Annotated in this window: 19 protein-coding genes and 2 riboswitches; all 19 genes read right to left on the bottom strand. The window is 66.2% G+C overall.

Translation table 11 applies throughout. The features are described from left to right. Positions 1-16: 16 nt before the first annotated feature. On the bottom strand, positions 17-1210 hold the full coding sequence (locus AC5Y42_RS18115; protein ID WP_499899968.1) for a PPE family protein: 1194 nt from the start codon (positions 1208-1210) through the stop codon (positions 17-19). A 14-nt stretch (positions 1211-1224) separates the two neighbouring features. Further along, the gene (locus AC5Y42_RS18110) at positions 1225-1524 is read right to left on the bottom strand and encodes a PE family protein (protein ID WP_499883871.1); all 300 of its coding nucleotides are present in this window, start codon (positions 1522-1524) and stop codon (positions 1225-1227) included. A gap of 289 nt (positions 1525-1813) precedes the next feature. Next, positions 1814-1984: riboswitch (M-box (ykoK) riboswitch) on the bottom strand. Positions 1985-2377: 393 nt separating this feature from the next. Further along, positions 2378-3538, bottom strand: a complete 1161-nt coding sequence (locus AC5Y42_RS18105; RefSeq protein WP_499899967.1) for a PPE family protein — start codon at positions 3536-3538, stop codon at positions 2378-2380. Between the two features lie 12 nt (positions 3539-3550). Next, complete coding sequence (locus tag AC5Y42_RS18100; protein ID WP_499899966.1) at positions 3551-3850, bottom strand: PE family protein; 300 nt, start codon at positions 3848-3850, stop codon at positions 3551-3553. A 297-nt stretch (positions 3851-4147) separates the two neighbouring features. Next, positions 4148-4318: riboswitch (M-box (ykoK) riboswitch) on the bottom strand. Between the two features lie 259 nt (positions 4319-4577). Next, positions 4578-6410 (bottom strand): type VII secretion AAA-ATPase EccA, encoded by a 1833-nt coding sequence (eccA, locus tag AC5Y42_RS18095; protein WP_499899965.1) that lies wholly within the window; start codon positions 6408-6410, stop codon positions 4578-4580. Then, entirely contained in the window at positions 6407-7600 is a 1194-nt protein-coding gene (gene eccE, locus AC5Y42_RS18090) for a type VII secretion protein EccE (protein ID WP_499899964.1), read from the bottom strand. The genes eccA and eccE overlap by 4 nt, the downstream gene beginning before the upstream one ends. After that, the gene (gene mycP, locus AC5Y42_RS18085) at positions 7597-9321 is read right to left on the bottom strand and encodes a type VII secretion-associated serine protease mycosin (RefSeq protein WP_499899999.1); all 1725 of its coding nucleotides are present in this window, start codon (positions 9319-9321) and stop codon (positions 7597-7599) included. The genes eccE and mycP overlap by 4 nt, the downstream gene beginning before the upstream one ends. Continuing rightward, on the bottom strand, positions 9299-10810 hold the full coding sequence (gene eccD, locus AC5Y42_RS18080) for a type VII secretion integral membrane protein EccD (protein WP_499899963.1): 1512 nt from the start codon (positions 10808-10810) through the stop codon (positions 9299-9301). Before eccD ends, mycP begins: the two co-directional genes overlap by 23 nt. A gap of 169 nt (positions 10811-10979) precedes the next feature. Next, on the bottom strand, positions 10980-11894 hold the full coding sequence (locus AC5Y42_RS18075; RefSeq protein WP_499899962.1) for an ESX secretion-associated protein EspG: 915 nt from the start codon (positions 11892-11894) through the stop codon (positions 10980-10982). Positions 11895-11982: 88 nt separating this feature from the next. Further along, complete coding sequence (locus AC5Y42_RS18070; protein ID WP_499891789.1) at positions 11983-12267, bottom strand: WXG100 family type VII secretion target; 285 nt, start codon at positions 12265-12267, stop codon at positions 11983-11985. Positions 12268-12325: 58 nt separating this feature from the next. After that, the gene (locus tag AC5Y42_RS18065) at positions 12326-12622 is read right to left on the bottom strand and encodes a WXG100 family type VII secretion target (protein WP_499883910.1); all 297 of its coding nucleotides are present in this window, start codon (positions 12620-12622) and stop codon (positions 12326-12328) included. Positions 12623-12735: 113 nt separating this feature from the next. Beyond that, complete coding sequence (locus tag AC5Y42_RS18060; RefSeq protein WP_499899961.1) at positions 12736-13887, bottom strand: PPE family protein; 1152 nt, start codon at positions 13885-13887, stop codon at positions 12736-12738. 18 nt (positions 13888-13905) lie between these two features. Continuing rightward, entirely contained in the window at positions 13906-14205 is a 300-nt protein-coding gene (locus AC5Y42_RS18055; protein WP_499883864.1) for a PE family protein, read from the bottom strand. 519 nt (positions 14206-14724) lie between these two features. Then, positions 14725-15936: a PPE family protein gene (locus tag AC5Y42_RS18050; protein WP_499899960.1), complete on the bottom strand. Its 1212-nt coding sequence runs from the start codon at positions 15934-15936 to the stop codon at positions 14725-14727. A gap of 15 nt (positions 15937-15951) precedes the next feature. Next, on the bottom strand, positions 15952-16251 hold the full coding sequence (locus tag AC5Y42_RS18045; RefSeq protein ID WP_499899959.1) for a PE family protein: 300 nt from the start codon (positions 16249-16251) through the stop codon (positions 15952-15954). Positions 16252-16625: 374 nt separating this feature from the next. Further along, positions 16626-17636, bottom strand: coding sequence for a PPE family protein (locus AC5Y42_RS18040; RefSeq protein ID WP_499899998.1), 1011 nt, complete (start codon positions 17634-17636; stop codon positions 16626-16628). A gap of 378 nt (positions 17637-18014) precedes the next feature. Further along, positions 18015-19217 carry a PPE family protein gene (locus AC5Y42_RS18035; RefSeq protein WP_499899958.1) on the bottom strand — a complete coding sequence of 401 codons (1203 nt, stop codon included), beginning with the start codon at positions 19215-19217 and terminating at the stop codon, positions 18015-18017. Positions 19218-19228: 11 nt separating this feature from the next. After that, a complete protein-coding gene (locus AC5Y42_RS18030; RefSeq protein ID WP_499899957.1) occupies positions 19229-19528 on the bottom strand; it encodes a PE family protein in 300 nt (99 codons plus the stop codon). A gap of 218 nt (positions 19529-19746) precedes the next feature. After that, on the bottom strand, positions 19747-20817 hold the full coding sequence (locus AC5Y42_RS18025; RefSeq protein ID WP_499899997.1) for a PPE family protein: 1071 nt from the start codon (positions 20815-20817) through the stop codon (positions 19747-19749). Between the last annotated feature and the right edge of the window lie 89 nt (positions 20818-20906).

Here is a 20906-nt window from a genome sequence, read left to right as displayed (position 1 = left end):
TTCGTTCGTCGTTGGGTCAGCCGGCGATCACCGGTCGAGCCATCACCGTCGGTTTGAAGCCGTACCGGGGTGCGGCAAAGCCGTAGCCGCGTGCGCCTGCACCCGCCATCGGCATGCCCGGCATGCCGGGCATGCCACCCGGTTCGGCCGCCGGAACGGCGCTGGTCCAGCCGCTGGCCGGGAACCGCGCAACGGCGGAATTGGCCACCGGGGTGGCGGCGGCCCAGCCCTGTGGCACCGACAAGGAGCCGACCATTTTCGCCTGACCGATCCCCGCCGAAACGGCGCCTCCGCCCAAGCCGGCCGGTCCGATCGCGGATATCCCGGCGCCCGGTGCCACGGCTGGGAGTCCGTCCAGCCCGCCCAGAGCCAGCGGGTCGAAGGGCGCTATTGCCGCACCGCGGATGACGGCGGCATCCGCCCCGATCTGGGTGATACCAGCTATGCCCATCGGGCTGAAAGAGCTGCTCATCAGGTTTGTGATTCCGTTCGTGATATCTCCGGGTTGAATACCCGTCCCACCGAAAAGGCCCCCAAGCCCGGAACCCGACCCGGTGCCTGCCATCGGTGATGCCAACCCCTGCAGCGTCGTCGGCATCGCGGTCACCAGCTGGGACAGCTGTGACTGCGTGCTGGCGCCGGCGGCTTGAGCACCCGCGGCCTGCTGCGCGACCAAACCCGCGGGGTTGGTGTTGTGCCGCGGCGCGCGGAAGGGGGTGACCTTCGAGGCGGCTGCCGACGATCCGGCATACCCGTACATCGCGGTCGCGTCCTGAGCCCACATTTCGCCGTAGTGGGCCTCGGTGGCCGCGATCGCCGGTGTGTTCTGCCCCAAAACGTTGGTCGCAACCAGCGAAGCCAACTGCGTCCGGTTGGCCGCGACCACTGGCGGCGGCACCGTCATCGCGAACGCCGCCTCGTAGGCGCCAGCCGCTGCCGTGGCTTGCGCGGCGGTCTGTTCCGCTTGCGCGGCAGTCGTGCTCATCCACGTCGCGTACGGCGCGGCGGCGGCCGCCATCGATGCAGACGCCGGCCCCATCCACCCTTCGCTCGTCAGCCCGGCGATCACCGACTCATAGGCGGCCGCTGTCGAACGCAATTCGGCGGCCAGTCCCTGCCACGCCGATGCCGCGGCAAGCAGTGGGGCCGAGCCAGCCCCTGCATACATGCGCGCGGAGTTGAATTCTGGTGGGAATGCTCCGAAATCCATTGCTACACCCCTCCTTAACCGGCCGCGATCGCGTTGGCGGCCTCAGTGACCGCGTATGACCCGGCGCTGGCGCGCATGGTGGACACAAACATTTCGTGAATCGCCGCAGCCTGTGCGCTGACGACCTGGTACAGCTGTGCGTGCGCAGCGAACTGCGCTGCGGTCAGCGCCGAGACCTCGTCAGCGGCAGCGGGAAACACCGCGCTTGTCGGGCCTGCGACGGCCGCGTTCTGCGCCGACATCGCAGAACCAATGCCCTGCAGGTTGCCGGCGGCTGCCGTCAACATTTCGGGCTGTGTAGTCAGAAAAGTCATCGGATTTCTCCTTCGGGGAGCAGGCCGAATCCAGCCGCCACGGTGGCATCAGGGCATGCCGAAACCACCCACGCCTAACGTGAAGACGTGCCGATCAGCTCATTCAGGGCGAGCCGAATCAGATGGAGAAAACCGTGCCGGGGACGGATTCGAACGAAACGGTCATCGATCTCGGATAGGGACTATCACTGGGACTCAATCTCGCTCTCACCTCCTCGCGGCCGAGGCACACGGGGGTGCCGACACGGTTGCACACAGGGATGAGGCGACCCGGCAATCAATACCGGGCTCGGCACCCCTCTCGTCAGAGCTTTGGCACTACACGGCGTATCCGGTTGTCCCGGAAGCCACTTGGGCTCAACCCTTAAGCCGGGAGGAGCTGTCCTGACCCTGGGCGTCTTTCGACGTTCGAGGTCAGTGGCCTATATCCGTGCAGACGCCTCACCTAGCGAGGTGCTTGCAGAGGCCATGGTGGCACCGGAATCGAGGCACGTCAACTCGCTTCGCCTGAAACCGCATTCGATAACGTCGGCAGTGGCCCGGTCAGAAGTTGCTGGGCAGTGCCGGTACCGGGTGCGGTGTCGAGTCGGTGCTCGCCTGGGTGGTGGCGCTGAGCACCGCGTTCACCGAGCCGCCGGCGATGGCGGTTACTCGTCACGCTCGTCGTGAGCTAACTAGAAGTGTTTGCGAGCTGCTGAACCGCTGTGAGCGCTTCCGGGCCCCGTGTCGCCGGCTCGCTTGTCTACGACACCGGCGGCGACCAACTCAACGGCGGCAATTGCCGGGCAGCGCGATCAGCTCTGCCTGCGCATCAGAAACTCGTTCGGGCACTGGTGTTTTCGATCATCCTCCACTATCCGGCAGCCGGTGGATGTGCCATCACCATGGGACGGAACCCGTACCGGGGCGCCGCGAAACCGAACCCTCGTCCGGACGACCCCACCATCGGCATCCCCGGCATGCCGGGCGTCCCGGCCATCTCCCCCGCTACGGACTGGGGGGCGGCGGTCCAGTTAGAGACCAATGACGCCGTCGCCGAGGGGGTCGTCGCCGGGGCAACGGCCCAGCTTTGCGGGACCGCCAACGATCCGATCGTGGTTCCGCGGCCCATTCCCGCCAATACACCGCCACCCAGACTTGCTGAGCCTGCTGGCCCAACCGCGCTGATCCCCGCACCCGGCGTCAGAATGCCCGGCCCTAGCCCACTGGCTGAACCGGCGGTGTTGAGGGCATGGATGACGGATAGATCCGCTCCTACTTGGGTGATGCCGGCCAACGACATCGGAGTCAACGAGCTGCTCATGAGATTCGTTGCGGCGTTGGTGATATCGCCGGGCGCTAGCCCCGGCGAAACTCCCGGTGCCGCGAACCTCTGCAATGTACTGGGCGTCATCGAAACCACTTGGGATAGCGACGATTGCACGCCGGAGCCGGACGCAGATCCAATGGATTGACCGACGGCGACGCCCTGTGCAGCCACGCCGGCCTGGTTCGTGTTCTGCAGGGGCGGCGTGAACGGGTCCACCTTCGTGGCAACGGCCGAGGCGGCGGCATAGCCGTACATTGCTCCGGCGTCCTGGGCCCACATTTCGCCGTAATGTGCTTCGGTCGCTGCGATGGCCGGGGTGTTTTGACCCAGCACATTGGTCGCGACCAGCGACATCAACAAGCTGCGGTTAGCGGCGATCACCGGTGGCGGAACCGTCATTGCAAATGCCGCTTCATAAGCCGCCGCGGCCGCCCTGGCTTGGCCGGCCGTGTACTCGGCCTGCGCGGCAGTGGTACTCATCCATGCCGCGTACGGCGCGGCAGCAGCCGCCATCGACGCCGAACCAGCGCCCAGCCAGGTGTTGCCGGCAAGGCCGGAAATCACCGACGAGTAGGAAGCCGCCGCCGAACTGAGTTCGGCGGCCAAGCCATCCCAGGCCGACGCCGCCGCCATCAACGACCCGGCACCACCGCCGGCGTACATGCGGGCGGAGTTGAATTCTGGTGGGAATGCTCCGTAATCCATGGCGCCGCCCCCCTAACCCGCAGCGACCGCGTTGGCGGCCTCGGTGGCGGCATACGAGCGGGCGCTGACACACAGCGTGTTCACGAACATCTCGTGAACCGCCGATGCCTGGGAACTGACGGCCTGATACAACTGGGCATGCGCCGCGAATTGCGCCGCGGTCAGCGCTGATACCTCGTCGGCCGCCGCGGGTACCACTACCGTCGTCGGTCCGGATGCAGCCGCGTTCTGCGCGGCGAGCTCCGTACCGATACCCTGCAAATTGCCGGCCGCCGCAGACAGCGTTTCCGGCTGTGTCGTCACGAAAGACATTTGGACTTCTCCTTGCGGATAAGTCCGACCCGGTTTCGGGCTTCAGTCGCTGTGCTGCTGCGGTTTGCGTCAACGCCATGTGCCGCCGAAGGCGGAGAGATGGCCTGGCGCAAGCGAATTCAGACGGCGAATACGGTGCCGTGACCGGATCGGAGCGAAACGGTCATCGATTTCGGATGGTTGTGACAAGGACTGACACCAGAATTGACTCTCGCCCACCTCCTCACCGCCTACGCGCAGTAGTGCCACCACAGCTGCACAAGAGTGAGTGAGCCCTCCGACGACGTCGTGCGCCGGAGGGCACCTCTCTCGTCAGAGCTTTGGCACTACACGGCGTATCCGGTTGTCCCGGAAGCCACTTGGGCTCAACCCTTAAGCCGGGAGGAGCTGTCCTGACCCTGGGCGTCTTTCGACGTTCGAGGTCAGTGGCCTTTATCCGTGCAGACGCCTCACCTAGCGAGGTGCATGCAGCGTCATGGTGACACCGCGGCAGGAACGGGTCAATCGGTTTGTCAACCGCTGTGCAGCGCCGGCAGGACTCATCGGTCTGGATTGCTACAGCCAACTACGGCGCGGTACTGCTGGTAGTGCAGACCGCGACTAGCAAACCGCGTTGTCCAGCGGATATCTTCTTGCGGGCATAGCTTAGCGACGTGCAGCGGAGACCGTCTGCCAGTTGCGTCACAGTTAGCTGTCGACTTGCTGTGTGACAGCCGGGCGTCAGCGCCTATGCGCTCTTCTTCTCGGCCACAGCCGCACCGAGTCCCTCGGCGAGATCGTCGCGGGTCAACTCCTTGAACCGCCGCAGCTGGTCCTCGCTGAACTCGTCGAGCTCACTTGACAGCACCGCGTCCAGGTCTTCGTCGTCGAGGCGGAAACTGCGGTGGTCACGAGCCTTTTCCACCACGTTACGCACGAACCCCGCATTGCCGAGTACGTCAATACCCCGGATCAGATCGCCGTCCTCGGAGAGGGTTTCGTCGTCGTAGAACTTTGTGTACGACGGCAACAACACCTCGACCGCGTCGTCGGTGATCACGTCCTCGTTTTCCCGGCCCATCAGCTGGGTGAGCGCGATCAACTCCGGCGGTGTGTAACTGTAGAACTCGATCACCGTCGAAAACCGCCGCCGCAGACCCTGGTTCACCTCCAGCATCCGCTCCATCGCTTTGGCGTAACCAGCCCCGAACACCACCAGCTCGTCGCGGTGATTCTCCATGTACAGCAGCAATGTGTTGATAATCGCGTTGCCGTAAGCGTCGCCCTGCGAGTAGCCGCGCTCATGCAGGTTGTGCATCTCATCGAAGAAGACGGCCCCGCCCAGCGCCTCTTCGAGCATCTCCTCAGTGTTCTTCTCAGCGTCGGCCATGTAGCGACCGAGCAGCTTGGAGCGGCTGGTCTCCACCACCAACGGTTTCCGAAGCACGGTCAGCCCGCACAGCTGTTTGCTGAACGCTCGCGCCACCGTCGTCTTGCCGGTGCCGGGCGGACCTAAGAGCAATGTGTGTCGCGACGAGATAGGCACGGGCAGACCCATTTTGGCGCGGGCCAGATTCACTTTGGTTGTCGACTTGATCAGTTTGATTTCGCGTTTGGCCTGTTCCATGCCCAACATCGCATTGAGCTCCGCATCGCCTTCAGCCAAGTACTTCTTGGCCATCTCGGCGTGCCGGGCAGCTTCGGCCTGCTCGCGGGTCGGCGCGCTGTCGGGATCCCACGGGTCTGTCCGCGCCTCGATGGTTTCCGGATCGGTCAGCACCAGCCGATAGTTGGGGTTGTCCAGTGCTTCACGGGCGGGGGCGAACTTGGCGTCACGCGAATAGACGCGCCGCAGCATCTCGACCGCCTCGTCCTCGCGGCCCAAGTGCCGCAGGCACATTCCCTTGGTGTACATGGCGACGTTGGCCGCGTTGGGCACCCGGTCGCCCTCGATCGCTTCTTGGGCACGGTGGGTGGCTTCCTCGAAAACCCCCAGCGACGCCAACGCGGTCGTAGCCATCGCCGCTCCGGCGGCCTTCAACTCGGGATGACGCCACTGCGTGGACGGCGGAAACTGAGTGAGCACATCGGGCCAACGGCCGGTGCGGAAATACAGCACACCACGGACATAGGCGATCAGCTCCGCGTCGAAGGCATGCCGTGGCTCGGTCTGATCAAGCAGCCGTGCGGCTTGCTCATAGCGTTTCGCATCGACCAGCGCCGCGGCATAGGCGGCCGCCAGCGATTCCACGCTGGTGACGGCCAGTCGCAGAAACAGCCCGTCGGACACCTCGGGGCGAAACTCCAAATCCGACAGACCCAGACGGCGGATCTCCCAGCCGAACGTCTTCGCGGTTTCCCAGGCATTGGTGAGCACCTCGAGATCCTGCTCACCGGCCAGCACCCGGGCCAGCCAGGCATCGCACATGTCGGGGTCAAGGCGGCTGGCCGTGGTGAACATCTGCAGCGCCACCTGCGGATTGTCGCTGGGCTGTAGGCCGTTCACAGAGACGCCAGACGCCAGCAAGCCGGCGACCATCGCGTTACGGGCATCCGTCGCGGCGGTCTGCGGCCTGGTCATTGCGGCGTCCCGGCGCCGCTCACCGGGTAGGGCGGAGCGACCGAGTCAATCGCGACCGTGACTGATTCGTCGTCGCTCAGCACCCGGCTTGACATCATCAGCGCCGGGCCTGCCATAGGGGCCGGCAAGCTGGCGCGCACTGCCTGCAGTTGGCGTCCGGTGAGTCGATTCAGCCCGCTCCACATATTTTTTGGTAGGCGTGTGTCGCTGTGATAGCGCACGAACGCCGACACGTCGATGCCGCCGCGTCGCGGGGTGAGCCGGACCGTCACGACAGTGACGTCGGTGTCGGCGAGCCACAGCTCGTCCAGCATGGCCTCGGTGATGTCCGCCGGCGACACCCAAAAGCTCGTCACATACACGTCAGCGCACTTGAGAAAGCGCCAGTACGGCCGAATCTGGCCGGGGTCCAGGCCCGCCAACAGCGCGTCGTCGACATCGGCGATCTCGGCGGCAGTAAGGATGCGGGCCATGCAGCGCCGCCCGTCGAGGTCTTGAGAGAGTCGCTCGGTGGCCGCCGCGAGCGTAGAGGCCAGCGAATCGCGCGCTGCCACCGCCGCCACGTTGTGCTGCGGGTCCATCCGCAGGATGATCCAAATCCTGCGGTCCTCGAGCGGGCGTTGCTTCTCCCCGGCCTCGAGATCGTCTTGACTGGCCGACGCCCATTCTCCGGGACCCTTGGGCCCCTGCCGTTCGCCCACCGAGACGATGTCGACGCCGTCCAAACGAACGTCGAACTGCCGCAAGGCCGAAGCAACCGCCTCCACCGGTAGCGCGCCGGGTGAGCCGGCCCGCTGGCCATGCCGGCCCGATGGTGCGTCGGCGGGCCCTTCCACCGCGATCACCGTCACCAGCCGACCGTCGTATTCACGAATTCCGACCACGTCCCGGCCAAACCGGCGCTGGTGATCGATTGCCGGCGTGCACCCGGCCACCAGCGCTTCCGGATCGGCATACCAGTTACGCACCCGTGCAACAGGTGCCGAGGCGAGCGGGATTCCCCGGTGAGTCACGATCGCGGCGACAGTCACCAGCACTGCAACACCGACGCCCACCCACCACGCGACGTGGTTTCTCTGCCAAGCGTCCGGGCAATGACTGGCGATCGCCAGTATTGCGACGTCGACGAGAAAGACCGCGGTGATCCGCGGCCACGACAGGGCCAGCCCGAACCATCGCTCCGCCTTCATCGCTCCCTCGCCGACCATCGCATCAATTTCGCACTTCCGAATATCGCTGCCACCAGCAGCACCGCCGCAGCCAGTCCGCCAGCGGCCACCCAGACCGGCGTCATGTTGCGCTCGGGGGGCGATGGCGGCAGCTTCAGCGGCGACGACAACTCTTTGGGCTTCACCGGACCATCTGGAACGTCCCAGGTCAGTGCGGCAACCGGGTCCACCACACCATGTCCGATCTGGTTGTCCACGCCACGGGCGGGCGCCCTGGCCGTGCGGATCAACCGGTTGATGATCTGATGCGACGACAGCTCGGGATGCTTGGCCCGGACCAGCGCCGCCACTCCGGAGACGATCGCGGTGGAAAAGCTGGTGCCGGTCGGCACCAGCAGCGTGTTATCCGGACCGTCGATCGCGTTGACCAAGCTGTCCTGCCGCGGCGAGAGCCCGACGATGTCGGTGCCTGGTGCTGCGATGGACACCCACGGCCCGGCCACGCTCGTCTTGTCCAGCGGCGCGCCGGCGGCATCAACGGCGCCGACGGTCAGGACATACTCGTCGAACCATGCCGGGGTCACTACGGTTGTCACGCCGTTCCAATCACGGGGATCGTTGGGCCGCAAGGGATCATAGAGCGGATTCTGTTTGCAGTCCTTCTGACTGGTGTCACCGGCGGCAGCGACGATGACCGCGTCCTTATCAACCGCCGCATAACGCACAGCGGCGCCCAGGTCGGCCTGATCGAGGACGCTGCGCGCGCTCATGCACAGCACCTGAGAGATGTTGATCACCGAGGCACCCATGTTGGCCGCATGCACGATCGCTCGCGCCATGGTCCGGATGTTGTCCATCTTCTGCCGGGTCTGCGGATCCTCATCGCCGGTAAACGCATCCTTAAGACCGAACGCCTGGCTGGACTGCCGGATCGAGATCAAGTCGACGTCGGGAGCGATGCCGCTGAACGCGTCGGTTGGTTGACCCGGCGCCGGGGGCTCGGGAGCAGCCGGCCGCGGTTGGTCGACGGCGCGGACACGCCCGCCGCCGGAATAGCCCGGTGCCACGAACGTTCCGTGCTGCCGGTTGGCCGCCGGAGCTTTCGGTGGTGCCGGATTCCACGGGAATGCAGGCTGCGCCGGCTCCTCGGGCGGCGGGGGGACCATGGTCACCGTCTGGGGCGGTGGCGGCGGCACCGACAACGTGATGGTCTGGGGCGGTGGCGCAGGGGGCGGCGGTTCGTTGGTGGGTACCGGAAGCGGCTTGCGCTCCGGCGGCGGTGCCGCGGCTACGCCGCTGGCCGGGGCGGCGGCGATCATCGACGCCACGAGCGTGCCGTGCGCGTCGCAGTCCGACAGCCCGTCGCCGCCGGCCATCACGTAGTCGCCGCCTCCCGCTAGGCGCGGCAGTCTCGGGTGCGGCGTCACCCCGGTATCGATGACGGCGACCTTCACCCCGCCGCCACGGCCGAACCGCCAGGCTTCGGGCAGGTTCAGCATGTCCATGTACTTCGGCTGGATCCGAAAGTCGGTGCCGGGCAACACGCCAACCTCGGTGCAGTACGAGGTTTGCCGCATCGGCTGTTCGGGGCCGGGGGGGCTGTCGGGCGGCACTGCCGCGGGGTCGACCACCGGCGGAGCGATCGCGTACGCCGTTGGCGAACCTGCCAAAGCCGCCGAGGCCACGATGAGCGTGGTGGCAGCCAGCGCTGCCGTACGGCTACCGATACCGGATCGCTGCATAGACATTCATCAACCACAATGCCAGCGGGAATATCGGCATCAGGCACAGGTATTCGATCCACTCCACGAATTTGCGGAACAGTGGACTGTAGATCGTGTTGGGCACAACCGCCGCGGCGGTCAACCCGGCGGCCGGCAGCAGCACCAAAATTCCCGCGCCTACCGACACCGACAGTGGTGAAGACAACACCAGCACATACCGCCCCACCACGGCCGCCACGATGATTACGGCGGTCAAGGCCAGCGTGATCGCCTGCCAGCGGTCCACATAGGAGCGTCCACGCAACATCAGGAAACCGGCAGTGGAGGCGGCCAGCAGTACCGGCAGCCACCGCTGACCGGTGTGCGGGTCGCACAGTCCGGCCAGGCACACCACGACCAGCACACCCAACCCGACCAGCAGCCCGGTCAAAAACGCCCGGGCGCGCTGGGCGCGCAGCACCACGTCGCGCACCGAGGAAGGACCTTCCAGGGTCGGACGTCCGCTGCCGGACAAGACCACGGTGGTCGGCAGATCGGGCCGGGCCTCGAACACCCAGCGACTGGTGGCAGAAGGAAATACCGGCAGCCGGATACCAGACAGCCAGCGGGACAGCGATGGCGCAGCGTGATACCCGATCACACAGGCAAGCAGCACGCACGACATCAGCGTCACCGCACTGGTCAACAGCAGCATGCGTGCCAGGCTGGCCACCGTGGTGGCAACACAGATGGTGATGATCGCGGTGTAGAGGCCCAGGCGCCGACCGGTGAACCGCAGCGCAAGCACCGACCCGACGCCGACGACCGCGAAACCCAGCACCGCATGCGGTGCCCCTACCGGACCCGGTGGTGCCGCCGCGGCCGCCACCGCCAGCGGTGCCAGCCCGCTGACCAGGATCATGTCGCCCACCCGGCGTTCGGAGACAGATGTCGAACGCATCAGCACCAGCGTCGCCACCGTCAGCACCAGCACCGCAACCACCGCGGCGTAGCTGGCTGTCAGCCAGGAATCATCCCGCCACCGCCACCACCCCAGGGCGGCCGCGGCGAGCAGCACTCCCACCGACAGCATCGCGGCGCCGACTTGCACGGCGACAACCGGATCGATGGCTGCGAACCGTTTGGACAGGTTCACCGACACCGCCGTCGAGATGTGCTCGATCACCTGCGACCGGTGCTCGGTGTCCTCGATGAACCGCAGCCATAGCCGGTCGCCGTCGAAGACGTCCTGCTCGGACAGGGACTGCGCGGCCCGCAACGGGGTGCCGTCGATCAGGCACAACATCCAGCGGCCGCGTCCGGTGGCCTCCAGCGGCGCCACATCCAGCTCGCGCAGCCGGTTGTTGACGACCTTCAGCAGTGGGTCGACCATGACCGATACCGGAGCATTGGCGTCCAGCAGCACGCCGATCTGCACATCGGCGGCCATGATGGCGATCACCGCCGCCTGAGGTGAGGAAACCGCCTCAGCGCCCGATTGCTGCGCTTCGGCCACCACCGCGGTCATAGTGCTGCCCCTTTGTCGACGAATTCTGAGTCCATGTGTCTTGCCTCGCTATTAAATGGCGACGCCCGCCCCAATTGCTGAGCCAATTCTAGAGCATTTCCCCGGATCTGCATCCCGAGTGATTGTTTTCCCGAAAACCCTTGGTGTAGGCAGTTTTTCTGCGGGATTGTTAAACTCTGCGGTGCGTTTTCCACTCTCCATACGGCAGCGTTTCTAAAACGGTCTTGACTCCGACTTGCACCAACTGCGGGGTGGCCGGACAGATCGCCAGCCACGCCTCGCCCGACCCGGCTGTCCGGGCTTGCTGGTACATGGCGATGCGCCCGCCCGATCCGTCCTTCAGCGACAGCACCGACGCGCTTGGCGCCCGAGCGTCGTCGCGGTATTGCCGCGCGTAGACCGCGGCCTCGGCCGCGGGATCCGACAGCGCCTGTCCAAGGGCGGCCACGGTGGCCGCGCTGATGCCCAGTCGACGCAGGTCTCCGCCGGAGAAAACGTTGAACCCTGCGCCCTGCCAGGCCTTTGTCGCTTCCAGCATTTCCTCGAGCGGTACGTTGACGGCGTTGATTGCCGCCGGGTCGGCATGGTGAATCGACTCCAGTCCGTCAAAGACCAGTGCGGCGATCGAGGCGGTGTCGGCGATCGCCACGTCGTCGACGGTGATGTCATTGGCGACACGTACCGCCGAGACCCAATGCTGGCCGCGTCGGGCCAGCACCACCCGGAATTCGTTGTCCGGGATGTCCCGGGATCCGACCGGCGGCTCTTCGCCTTCCTCGGTCGGCTCGTTGACACCGTAGAGCAGTTTGCCCCGGGACAGCAGCACGACGATTTCCAAGTCGGGTGCGGCCAGCACCCGCAACCGGGCGGCGACCTGCTCGTCAACCGTCTCGCCGGTGACGATGCCTTCTTGGCGCATCACCGCCATCCCGGGGTGCTCGTTGAGCCAGTCGTTGGAATCGGTGGAGACGTAGGGCCGACAGCGCAGTTCGGGTGCGACGTGCCGGATGTCCAGCAGCGCCTGGAGCATCCAGAAACCCTCGACGTTGACGGTGATGTCGGTGCGCGTGCCCTGTTGGTCCATCGCTACTTTCGGGTCGCTGTGGTTAAAGACCACAGGACGCGGCAGCACACACCGACTCGGGTGTGCTGCCGCGCCTGGGGTTGAGTACTTAGGCCCAGCTGGAGCCGACGGCGCTATCGGTGCTGGCCATGTTGTTGCCGGCCGTTTGCACCTTTTGGCCGTGGGTGTTGGCCTGTTCGTAGATCACCTGGAAGTTGCGGCCCAACTGGGTGATGAACTCCTGGCAGGCCACCGAGCCCGCGCCGCCCCAAAAGTCGCCGGCAGCAAGCACATCGCGGACGATGGCCTGGTGTTCGGCTTCCAGGGAGGCGGCTTGGGCGCGGATCAGCGCGCCGTGGGCATCCACATCGCCGAATTGGTAGTTGATCGTCATGACAAGTGTTCTCCTAACGTGTGAAAGCTTACGCAGCCACGGCTGTCGCCGCAGCGGGTCAACTGCTCAGAATCTGCTGCGACGCCTGCTCTTGCTGCTCGTAGTTGTTGGCGTCGCGGATCAGGCCGTCGCGCACGCCGTGGAGCATGTTGACGATGTTGCGAAACGCGGTGTTCATCTGGCCCATGGTGTCGTGAGAGGTCAGCTGGGCGGTTCCGCTCCAGCCGGCTCCGGCGATGTTTTGGCTCGACGCCCACATTTTGCGGGCTTCGTCTTCGACGGTTTGGGCGTGCACATCAAAACGGCCCGCCATATCCCGCATCGCGTGCGGGTCGGTCATAAAGCGCGTGGTCACCTGAATGTCTCCTTAGTAAGTAGTGATCTGCGATGGACGTTGTGGTAGCCGGGGCCGGCTGCGCGGTGGCGCAACCGCCGGCCTGGAACACACGGATCAGCCCCCCTTTCCCGCTAGCCGGCCGCCGGCGAGTGCGGCACTACGACAGGACGCATGTCGAACCGCGGCGTAGCACCAGCGGGGGTGCCGCCGCGCGCCGCGTTGGCAAGCATCGGCATCCCACCGAGCATGCTCGGATTACCTGCTCCGACCGAGGAGGCGCCGAAGCCCGCCCCCGGCAATGCGGAGGTGCCCGCGCCGATGTTCGGGGCTGCGGCGGCCCAGGTCTGGGGTACCGACAATGGCCCGATCGTGCCGGCGCGGCCTAATCCGGCCGACACTGCCGATCCGGCGTTACCAAGGCCGCTGAGGCCGCTCAGACCGCCGGTGCCCGAACTGAGCGCCGGTGCCATGGCCGCAGCCGCACCGCTGGCCGCAGTGGTCGACCCGGTGAAAGCCTTAGAGAGCCCGTTCATCGAATTGCCCAGCGAGAGCAGGTAACTACTGTTCTGCGGGACCATCGTGGCGTAGCCGAGGGCGTCTTTGAGCGACAGCGGCGACCCAGATGACGACGCAAGGCTTTGCACGGTGCTGGCGGGCGAGGTAGCCATCGACGCCACCGTCTGCGCATGGGTACCAGCCGAGACCGCGGAGGCATTACCGACCGCCGCGGCCTGAGTGGCGGCCGCCCCCGGGTTGGTGGTCTGCGCCGGCGGGGCGAACGGCGTGAACTTCCAGGTCGCCGCCGACGTACCGGCGTAGACGTGCATCGCGGTGGCATCCTGAGCCCACATCTCGCCGTAATGCGCCTCGGTCGCCGCGATCGCCGGGGTGTTCTGCCCGAGGATGTTCGTCGCGATCAGTGACATCAACTGAGCACGGTTTGCCGCAATCACCGGCGGTGGCACGGTCGCGGCGAACGCGGCCTCATACGCGACCGCTGCTGCCCTGGCCTGGTTGGCGGTCTGTTCAGCCTGGGCGCCGGTGGCCGTCAGCCACGTGACGTACGGTGCGGCTGCTGCTGACATCGACGTCGCGGCCGGACCGGTCCAGGGCCCGGCCGTCAACCCGGAGATCACCGAGCCGTAGGACGCTGCGGTGGAATGCAGTTCGGCCGCGATCCCGTCCCAGGCCGACGCGGCGGCCAGCAGCGGTGCAGGACCCGGACCGGCGTACATCCGGCCGGAGTTGATCTCCGGGGGCAGCACCCCGAAATCGAAGAACATTTCGAAACCTCGGGACGCCTAACCCGCCGCGACGGCGTTTGCCGCCTCGGTGGCCGCGTACGACCCGGCGCTGGTGCCCAGCGTGTTGACGAACATCTCGTGGATCGCCTGCGCCTGAGCGCTGACCGCCTGGTACATCTGCGCGTGTGCGGCGAACTGCGCAGCCGTCAGGGCCGAGACCTCATCGGCTGCCGCTGGAATCACACCCGTTGTCGGGGCCGCTGCGGCCGCATTTTGCGCGCTCATAGCCGAGCCGATGCCCGTCAGGTTGCCGGCCGCCGCTGTCAGCGCCTCCGGCTGTGTCGTTACGAACGACATTTCCTATCTCCTTCTCAGCAAGCGTCAGCAATTGCTTCCGTGCCTGAGCGTAGATGGCAATAGCCCCCGACGCCGCCCGCGACGGCCGGTGTTGGCAAGTGTTTACCTGACAGCACCGAATGTTCATCTTCAGTAACGGTCCAGTAACGGCCTGCGCTCGGAAATAGCTGGTTCACCGACCAAACGGCGGGCCGACCTGCGCGAACGCTTCGGTCCGAGTTAGCCAGCAGCTCCGGCGGCAATTGCGGCGCGTCGGCATCGGGTGGCAACAGCAAGGCACGGCGCCTCCGCGCGCCATAAAAATCTGGCCGCGAAAAAGGCGCCGTCGCCAATGTCGTTGTACATGAGCTCAGCAACCAATGCGCGTCAGGACGCGAGTACCGCCGGGCGAGCCGACTGCTGAGCGCAACGAACCCGCCGCGATGTCGGCCGAAAAGACGTCATGGTTATCGTGATTGCCCTGGTCGGCGTCCTCGACGAGGCGCAAAATGCGCAGAACGCCGAAAACGCGGGCGAGCGTTATCCGGCGAACGGCGGACGGGCCATGACAGTGGGGCGGAAACCGTACCGGGGTCCGTTACCGGCTGCGCCGGCTCCGGCGCCCGCCAATGGCATGCCGCCCAAGAGGTTCCCGGCCTCTGCGGCGTCGGGAGCGGCGCTGACGCTGCTTATCGGGAGTGGCGAGGCGGGGGTCACCGGCCCAGTCGGCCCGGCCCAGGCCGAGGGCACCGACAACCGGCCGACCGAGGCCGCGTTGCCCAAGCCCGCAGACACTGGTGCGCCCCCGCTTAACAGGCCCCCCAGGCCTGGTAGCCCCGCGGCGGCTTTGGCTCCATCACCGGCGGCTTTGGCGGCAGGCGGCGTCAAATTCTTGATGACGCCCTGCAGACCGTTCCACGCGCCAAAGGTGTAGTGCGCCAACGACTCCGTGTTGGCAATAGGACCGATGTATGTCGTCCACGGGGTGAGCAGGTTCGCGACAGGAGAACCTGGCGTGTACTTGAGCCCCAGCAAGCCGTACAAGGAGCCCAGGGCTTGATCGACCCCCGACGTCGACGCGCCCGACGATGACGACGCAGCGGCGGTGGGCGTTGCGAGCTGCTGCAACGCATTCTGCGCGGTAGCGATGACCTTGGATGTCTGGGCCTGGCCGGCGGTGCCGGTCGCCTGGGCCACCGCAGCACCCTGCGCAGCCTGCCCAGCCGTGTTGGTGGTTTGTTGCGGAGGGGCGAACGATGTCACCTTCGCGGCGACCGCCGAGTTGCCGGCGTAGCCGTACATGGCCGCGGCATTTTGAGCCCACATCTCACCGTATTGCGCCTCGGTCGAGGCGATTGCCGAGGTGTTTTGCCCTATGAGGTTGGTCGAAACCAGCGCCTGCAGCTGAGTCCGGTTGGCCGCAACTTGTGGCGGCGGGACAGTGGCGGCAAGTGCGGCTTCATAGGCAGCGGCGGCCGCTCGGGCATGGGTCGCTGCCTGCTCTGCCTGCGCGGCGCTGGTGTTCATCCATGCCACGTAAGGCCCGGCCGCCTGCGCCATGGTGGCTGAAGCCAGCCCGAGCCATTCTTCGCTGGTCAGTCGTGTGATGACTGAGTCATAGGCGGCGGCAGCCGAATTCAGTTCGACCGCCAGCCCATTCCAGGCAGACGCCGCGGCCACCAGCGGTGCTGAACCCGCACCCGAGTACATGCGCAGCGCGTTGACCTCTGGTGGTAGAGCGCCGAAATCCATTGCTAACAACCATCTTTAGCCGGTCGCAACGGCGTTGGCGGCCTCAGTGGCCGCATAGGATCCGGCGCTGGTGCCCAAGGTGTGCACGAACATCTCGTGAATCGCCGTTGCCTGCGTGCTGACGGCTTGATATGTCTGCGCGTGAGCGACGAACAGTGCCGCGGTCAGGGCCGACACCTCGTCGGCGGCCGCCGGCACGATTCCCGTAGTCGGTGCGGCAGCAGCGGCATTCTGAGCAGCCACGGCCGAACCGATGACCTGTAGATTGCCGGCCGCGGCAGTCAATGCTTCTGGCTGTGTGTTCACGAACGACACGTTGCTTCCTCCTCAATTGCCCAGCGGGCCAATGACCGTCAACAAGTGATTCGCTAGCGACGTTAAATCGCTTCGGCCGGGCCGCGCGTGGTGAACGCCGGGTGTCGTCTGGGCGAACTGACGTTCATCTGCAGCTACGAACTGTTCATCCGGCTGGGTTCTCTGCCCCGTTTTCCCCCGTGACCTGTTGAAATTCGCTGTTGCCCTTGGCTCGTCAGCGAGGACGTGCCATCAGTGCGCAACTCCGGCAGCGGTAAAAATCTGGCTGCGGATAAAGCAGCCGCAGCTGAGCGCGCGGTTACGCGGTCGCAGCGCATGGTCGATTTACACCTGTCGAGACGTGCTCGAGCGGGCCCGCGCTTAATATTCGGTTCCTATCCGGCGGCGGGCGGGCGTGGCATCACGTTGTGGCGCAACCCATATCGGTTGACGAAGCCCTCGCTACGCCGACCCGTGCCGCTTAGCGGCATGCCCCGCAGTAAACCTCCGGGCTGCTCAGCGACCGCGCCGAGGTCGCTGAGCGGCAGCGGTGCGGCGCGTGCACTGGCCGCCGGAGCCGCGGCCCAGTTTGGTGGCACGGACAGCTTGCCGATGGTGCCTGCCCGCCCCACAGCCGCCGATACCGGCGCCCCACCCCGCAGACCGCCTAACCCGGCAAGTCCAGGGAACGCGCCGGCCGGGCCGCGGATCGCTGAGCCTGTCGCGCTGCTGCTCGAAGCTGTGAGGCTGTTCAACGCGCCGATCGCGAATTGGAAGCTCGATATCGGGCGATAGGCGACTTGCAAAGCGCTATTGAGATTTTTGGAGATGTTCTGCAGATCCGCCTTCAGTTGATCCCATAACGACGACGATGAAGCCGATGAGATGACCGGCTGCGACACGCTGAACCGTGGCGCTGTCGCAGCGGCCAGCGCAGCGTCGGCGTAGCCATACATCGTCGCGGCATCTTGTGCCCACATCCGGTCGTAATCGGCTTCGGTGGCCGCGATGGACGGGCTGTTTTGGCCGAGGATGTTCGTCACGGCCAGGGCTTTCAGCAGGCTGCGGTTAGCTGCGATCTGCGATGGGGGAACCGTTGCCGCGTACGCCGTCTCGTAGGCATTCGCCGCCGCCCGGGCGTTCGCGGCGGTGTGCTCAGCCTCAGCGGCAGTGGTTCTCGTCCACGTCACATAAGGTGCAGCGGCGGCTGCCATCGACGCCGACGCCGGCCCCAGCCACGGCCCGCCCGTCAGCCTCGAAACCACCGACTGGTAGGACGTCGCGGCTGAATACAATTCGGCGGCCAGCGCGTCCCATGCTGACGCCGCGTCCCACATCGGCACTGAACCGGGTCCGGAATACATGCGTGCAGAGTTGATCTCCGGCGGCAGCACCCCGAAGTCCATGATCACGACTCCTCCTTATGCCGACGAGCACACTGAGTTCCGCGTTTTCTGCTGCCTGATTGCGGACACAGTGCGCCGTGATGCTCGCTAGCCCTGAGCGTCAAGTCGTGACGTTAGATGGCCACTGCGGCGGGCGCGCTCGAGTCAAGGCACGCCCTGAACCTCTTGCTCATCGCGTCCTTCGACACGATGTGGTTGATCACTGTGCCGCGAACGGCTCACGTCGGGCGTCGTCACCTGCATGATCGCGCAGGAATCTTGGGCTACGGACCATCGGTCACCCCTGCCCGACGGCCACGCTGTGATGCCTTCTGCAACTAAGAATCTCGCCGCGGAAAATGCTCGCCGGGTCGTGGAGAGGTGGAAGCGGCGGGACCACTATCCAGCGAACGGCGGCCGCACCATGACCGTGGGGCGGAAGCCGTACCGTGGCCCGGCCCCGGCTGCGCCACCACCGGCGCCCGCTAATGGCATGCCGCCCAATAGATTCCCAGCACCGGCCATGTCCGGTGCTGCACTGACGCTGCTGAGTGGCAGCGGTGCGGCAGTGCCGTTGAGCGCTGGTGTCGCACCCGCCCACGACGAGGGCACGGACAGGCCACCGGCCGAGGCTGCGTTGCCCAACCCGGCAGATACCGGGGCTCCGCCGCCAATGCCGCCCAGCAGGCCGCCCAAGCCCGGGAGCCCGGCCGCTGCCTTAGCCCCATCAGTGGCGGCCTTGGCCGCCGATGCGGCCGGCGCAAGCGCCTTCCCCACCGACAGCATCGAGTTCGCGATACCGGTGCCGAAGTACGGCAAACCCAGCGTGTTATAGATGGGGCCAATGTATTTCGCCCACAGGTCCAAAATGCCTGTCGATCCGGATCCGCCGAGCAGCCCGCCCAGGATTCCACCGGCCCCTGATGTGGACGAGCCCGACGACGCCGCGGACTGTAACGGCGATGCGAGTCCCTGCAGCGCCTTGGGCGTCCTGGAGATCATCTGGGACATCTGAGTACCGGCCGCGGTGCCGGTGGCATGGGCGACCGCGGCGGCTTGTGTCGCCTGGCCGGCCGGGGTGGCCGTGGCCGGCGGCTGGACGAACGGCGTCACCTTCGCGGCAGCCGCCGAGTGACCTGCGTACCCGTACATCGCGGCGGCGTCCTGGGCCCACATCTCGCCGTACTGAGCCTCGGTGGTCGCGATGGCCGGCGTGTTCTGACCCAACAGGTTTGTCGAGACCAGCGACGCCAGCTGAGTGCGATTAGCGGCGACGATCGGTGGGGGCACCGTCATCGCGTACGCGGTTTCATACGCAGCCGCCGCCGAGTTGGCCTGGGTGGCCGCCTGCTCGGCTTGGACGGCGGTTGCGCTCATCCACTGCACATAGGGAGCGGCCGCTGTTGCCATCGACGTTGACGCGAGACCTGTCCACTCTTCGGTGGACAGCCTGGTGATGACGCTCTCGTATCCGGTGGCGGCCGAGCTCAGCTCAGCGGAAAGCGCATTCCATGCTGAGGCGGCCGCCATCATCGGCGTCGACCCGGCACCGGCATACATCCGCGCCGAATTGATCTCCGGCGGTAAGGCCCCGAAATCCATGTCTGTTCCCCTCAGCCGGCCGCGACCGCGTTGGCGGCCTCGGTCGCCGCATACGACCCGGCGCTGACGCCCAGGGTGTTGACGAACATCTCGTGGATCGCCTGAGCCTGGGTGCTGACGGCCTGGTACATCTGGGCGTGCGCTGCGAACTGCGCCGCCGTCAGCGCTGACACCTCGTCGGCGGCGGCGGGAATCACTCCGGTCGTGGGCATTGCCGCGGCCGCATTCTGGGCTGCCAGCGCCGAGCCGATGCCCTGCAAGTTGCCGGCCGCCGCCGACAGCATTTCGGGCTGCGTCGTCACGAACGACATGGGTGGCGTCCTCCTCAAATAGCCTTCTGCGTCAACGGGCTTCATCGCTCGCTACTCGAGATTATGTGGTTATCACCGGCGCCGTCCGCGTCGACGCGAAGTGTTCATTCCTCGGCAGCCACTGTTCATCCGCGGGCAATACGTGTTCACCAGACAGTTGAAATCGCGACTCACGACAGCCACGTGACCAATCGCTGCGAGGCCCGATCGACGACGCGCTACCCGGCTGCCGGCGGGCGCGGCACGACGGGATAGCGGAATCCGTATCGGTGAATGAAACCTTCGGCCCGCCGGCCGGTGCCCGTCAACGGCAACCCCCGCAGTAGACCCGCCGGGGTGGCGTCGGGCCTCGCGGTGAGGCTGCTGATCGGTGTTGCCGCAGCGGCCGGGCTTGTCCCTGGAGCCGCTCCGGCCCACGCTGGTGGCACCGACAACTTTCCGATCGAGGCAGCCTGGCCGACGCCGGCCCACACCGGAGCGCCGCCGCCAAAGCCGGCGAAGCCCCCGAAGCTCGACACCCCGGGAGATCCCAACGTTGTCGCGGCGGCACTGGCGGCTTGAGCGACGGGCGTCATCCCCTTCGCCAGACCGCTGAGCTTTTCTCCCAACCCGCCGAAGAAATACGGGGTGCTGATGGTGCGGAGAAACGCGTCCTGATACTTGCTCCCCTGGCCCGCCAGGACCGGCGCGGGCGACGAGGATGACGAGGTCGTCCCGGTCAGGCCGTGCAGCGTTGCGGCGGCTTGGCCGGCGAGCCCGGCCGGCTTGGTCGTCGATGGCGGCTCCGTGTACGGGTTCACCTTCGCTGCGGCCGCCGATGAACCGGCGTAGCCATACATCGCTGTCGCATCCTGGGCCCACATTTCGGCGTAATGAGCCTCGTTGGCGGCGATCGCCGGGGTGTTTTGACCGAGGAAGTTGGTGGCAATCAGGACCAGCAATTCAGCGCGGTTGGCCGCGATCACCGGCGGCGGCACCGTCATTGCAAACGCTGTTTCATAGGCAACCACAGCCGCTTTCGCCTGCGCCGCCGCTTGTTCAGCTTGGATGGCCGTAGCGCTGAGCCACGCCACGTAGGGGGCAGCCGCCGCCGACATCGAGATCGACGTCGGGCCGCGCCACACCTGGCCGGCCAGTTCGGAGAGTACTGACCCGTAGCCGCTGGCCGCGGAGCTCAGCCCGGCGGCCAGTTCGTCCCAGGCCACCGCAGCGGCCAACAGCGGACCCGCTCCGGGCCCGGCGTACATTCGGCCCGAGTTGATTTCGGGTGGTAAGGCCCCGAACTCAATCACTAAACCGGATCCGCTTCCTCGTCGATAGTGCTCGGCGTCAACAACTTTGAGCGTTCGTTTAAAACTGAACAGGTGCTCGGAAGCGA

The organism is Mycobacterium sp. NGS48 (genome assembly GCF_059812585.1).
This window is presented reverse-complemented; position numbering and strand designations above follow the sequence as displayed.

Excerpts from the sequence above, each read along its gene's own strand:
- AC5Y42_RS18040 (WP_499899998.1), bottom strand. The coding sequence starts at position 17,636 with ATGGACTTCGGGGTGCTGCCGCCGGAGATCAACTCTGCACGCATGTAT.
- AC5Y42_RS18050 (WP_499899960.1), bottom strand. The coding sequence starts at position 15,936 with ATGGATTTCGGCGCTCTACCACCAGAGGTCAACGCGCTGCGCATGTAC.
- AC5Y42_RS18035 (WP_499899958.1), bottom strand. The coding sequence starts at position 19,217 with ATGGATTTCGGGGCCTTACCGCCGGAGATCAATTCGGCGCGGATGTAT.
- AC5Y42_RS18115 (WP_499899968.1), bottom strand. The coding sequence starts at position 1,210 with ATGGATTTCGGAGCATTCCCACCAGAATTCAACTCCGCGCGCATGTAT.
- AC5Y42_RS18055 (WP_499883864.1), bottom strand. The coding sequence starts at position 14,205 with ATGTCGTTCGTAACGACACAGCCGGAGGCGCTGACAGCGGCGGCCGGC.
- AC5Y42_RS18070 (WP_499891789.1), bottom strand. The coding sequence starts at position 12,267 with ATGACGATCAACTACCAATTCGGCGATGTGGATGCCCACGGCGCGCTG.
- eccD (WP_499899963.1), bottom strand. The coding sequence starts at position 10,810 with ATGACCGCGGTGGTGGCCGAAGCGCAGCAATCGGGCGCTGAGGCGGTT.
- eccE (WP_499899964.1), bottom strand. The coding sequence starts at position 7,600 with ATGAAGGCGGAGCGATGGTTCGGGCTGGCCCTGTCGTGGCCGCGGATC.
- AC5Y42_RS18105 (WP_499899967.1), bottom strand. The coding sequence starts at position 3,538 with ATGGATTACGGAGCATTCCCACCAGAATTCAACTCCGCCCGCATGTAC.
- mycP (WP_499899999.1), bottom strand. The coding sequence starts at position 9,321 with ATGCAGCGATCCGGTATCGGTAGCCGTACGGCAGCGCTGGCTGCCACC.
- AC5Y42_RS18110 (WP_499883871.1), bottom strand. The coding sequence starts at position 1,524 with ATGACTTTTCTGACTACACAGCCCGAAATGTTGACGGCAGCCGCCGGC.
- AC5Y42_RS18060 (WP_499899961.1), bottom strand. The coding sequence starts at position 13,887 with ATGTTCTTCGATTTCGGGGTGCTGCCCCCGGAGATCAACTCCGGCCGG.
- AC5Y42_RS18075 (WP_499899962.1), bottom strand. The coding sequence starts at position 11,894 with ATGGACCAACAGGGCACGCGCACCGACATCACCGTCAACGTCGAGGGT.
- AC5Y42_RS18100 (WP_499899966.1), bottom strand. The coding sequence starts at position 3,850 with ATGTCTTTCGTGACGACACAGCCGGAAACGCTGTCTGCGGCGGCCGGC.
- AC5Y42_RS18030 (WP_499899957.1), bottom strand. The coding sequence starts at position 19,528 with ATGTCGTTCGTGACGACGCAGCCCGAAATGCTGTCGGCGGCGGCCGGC.
- eccA (WP_499899965.1), bottom strand. The coding sequence starts at position 6,410 with ATGACCAGGCCGCAGACCGCCGCGACGGATGCCCGTAACGCGATGGTC.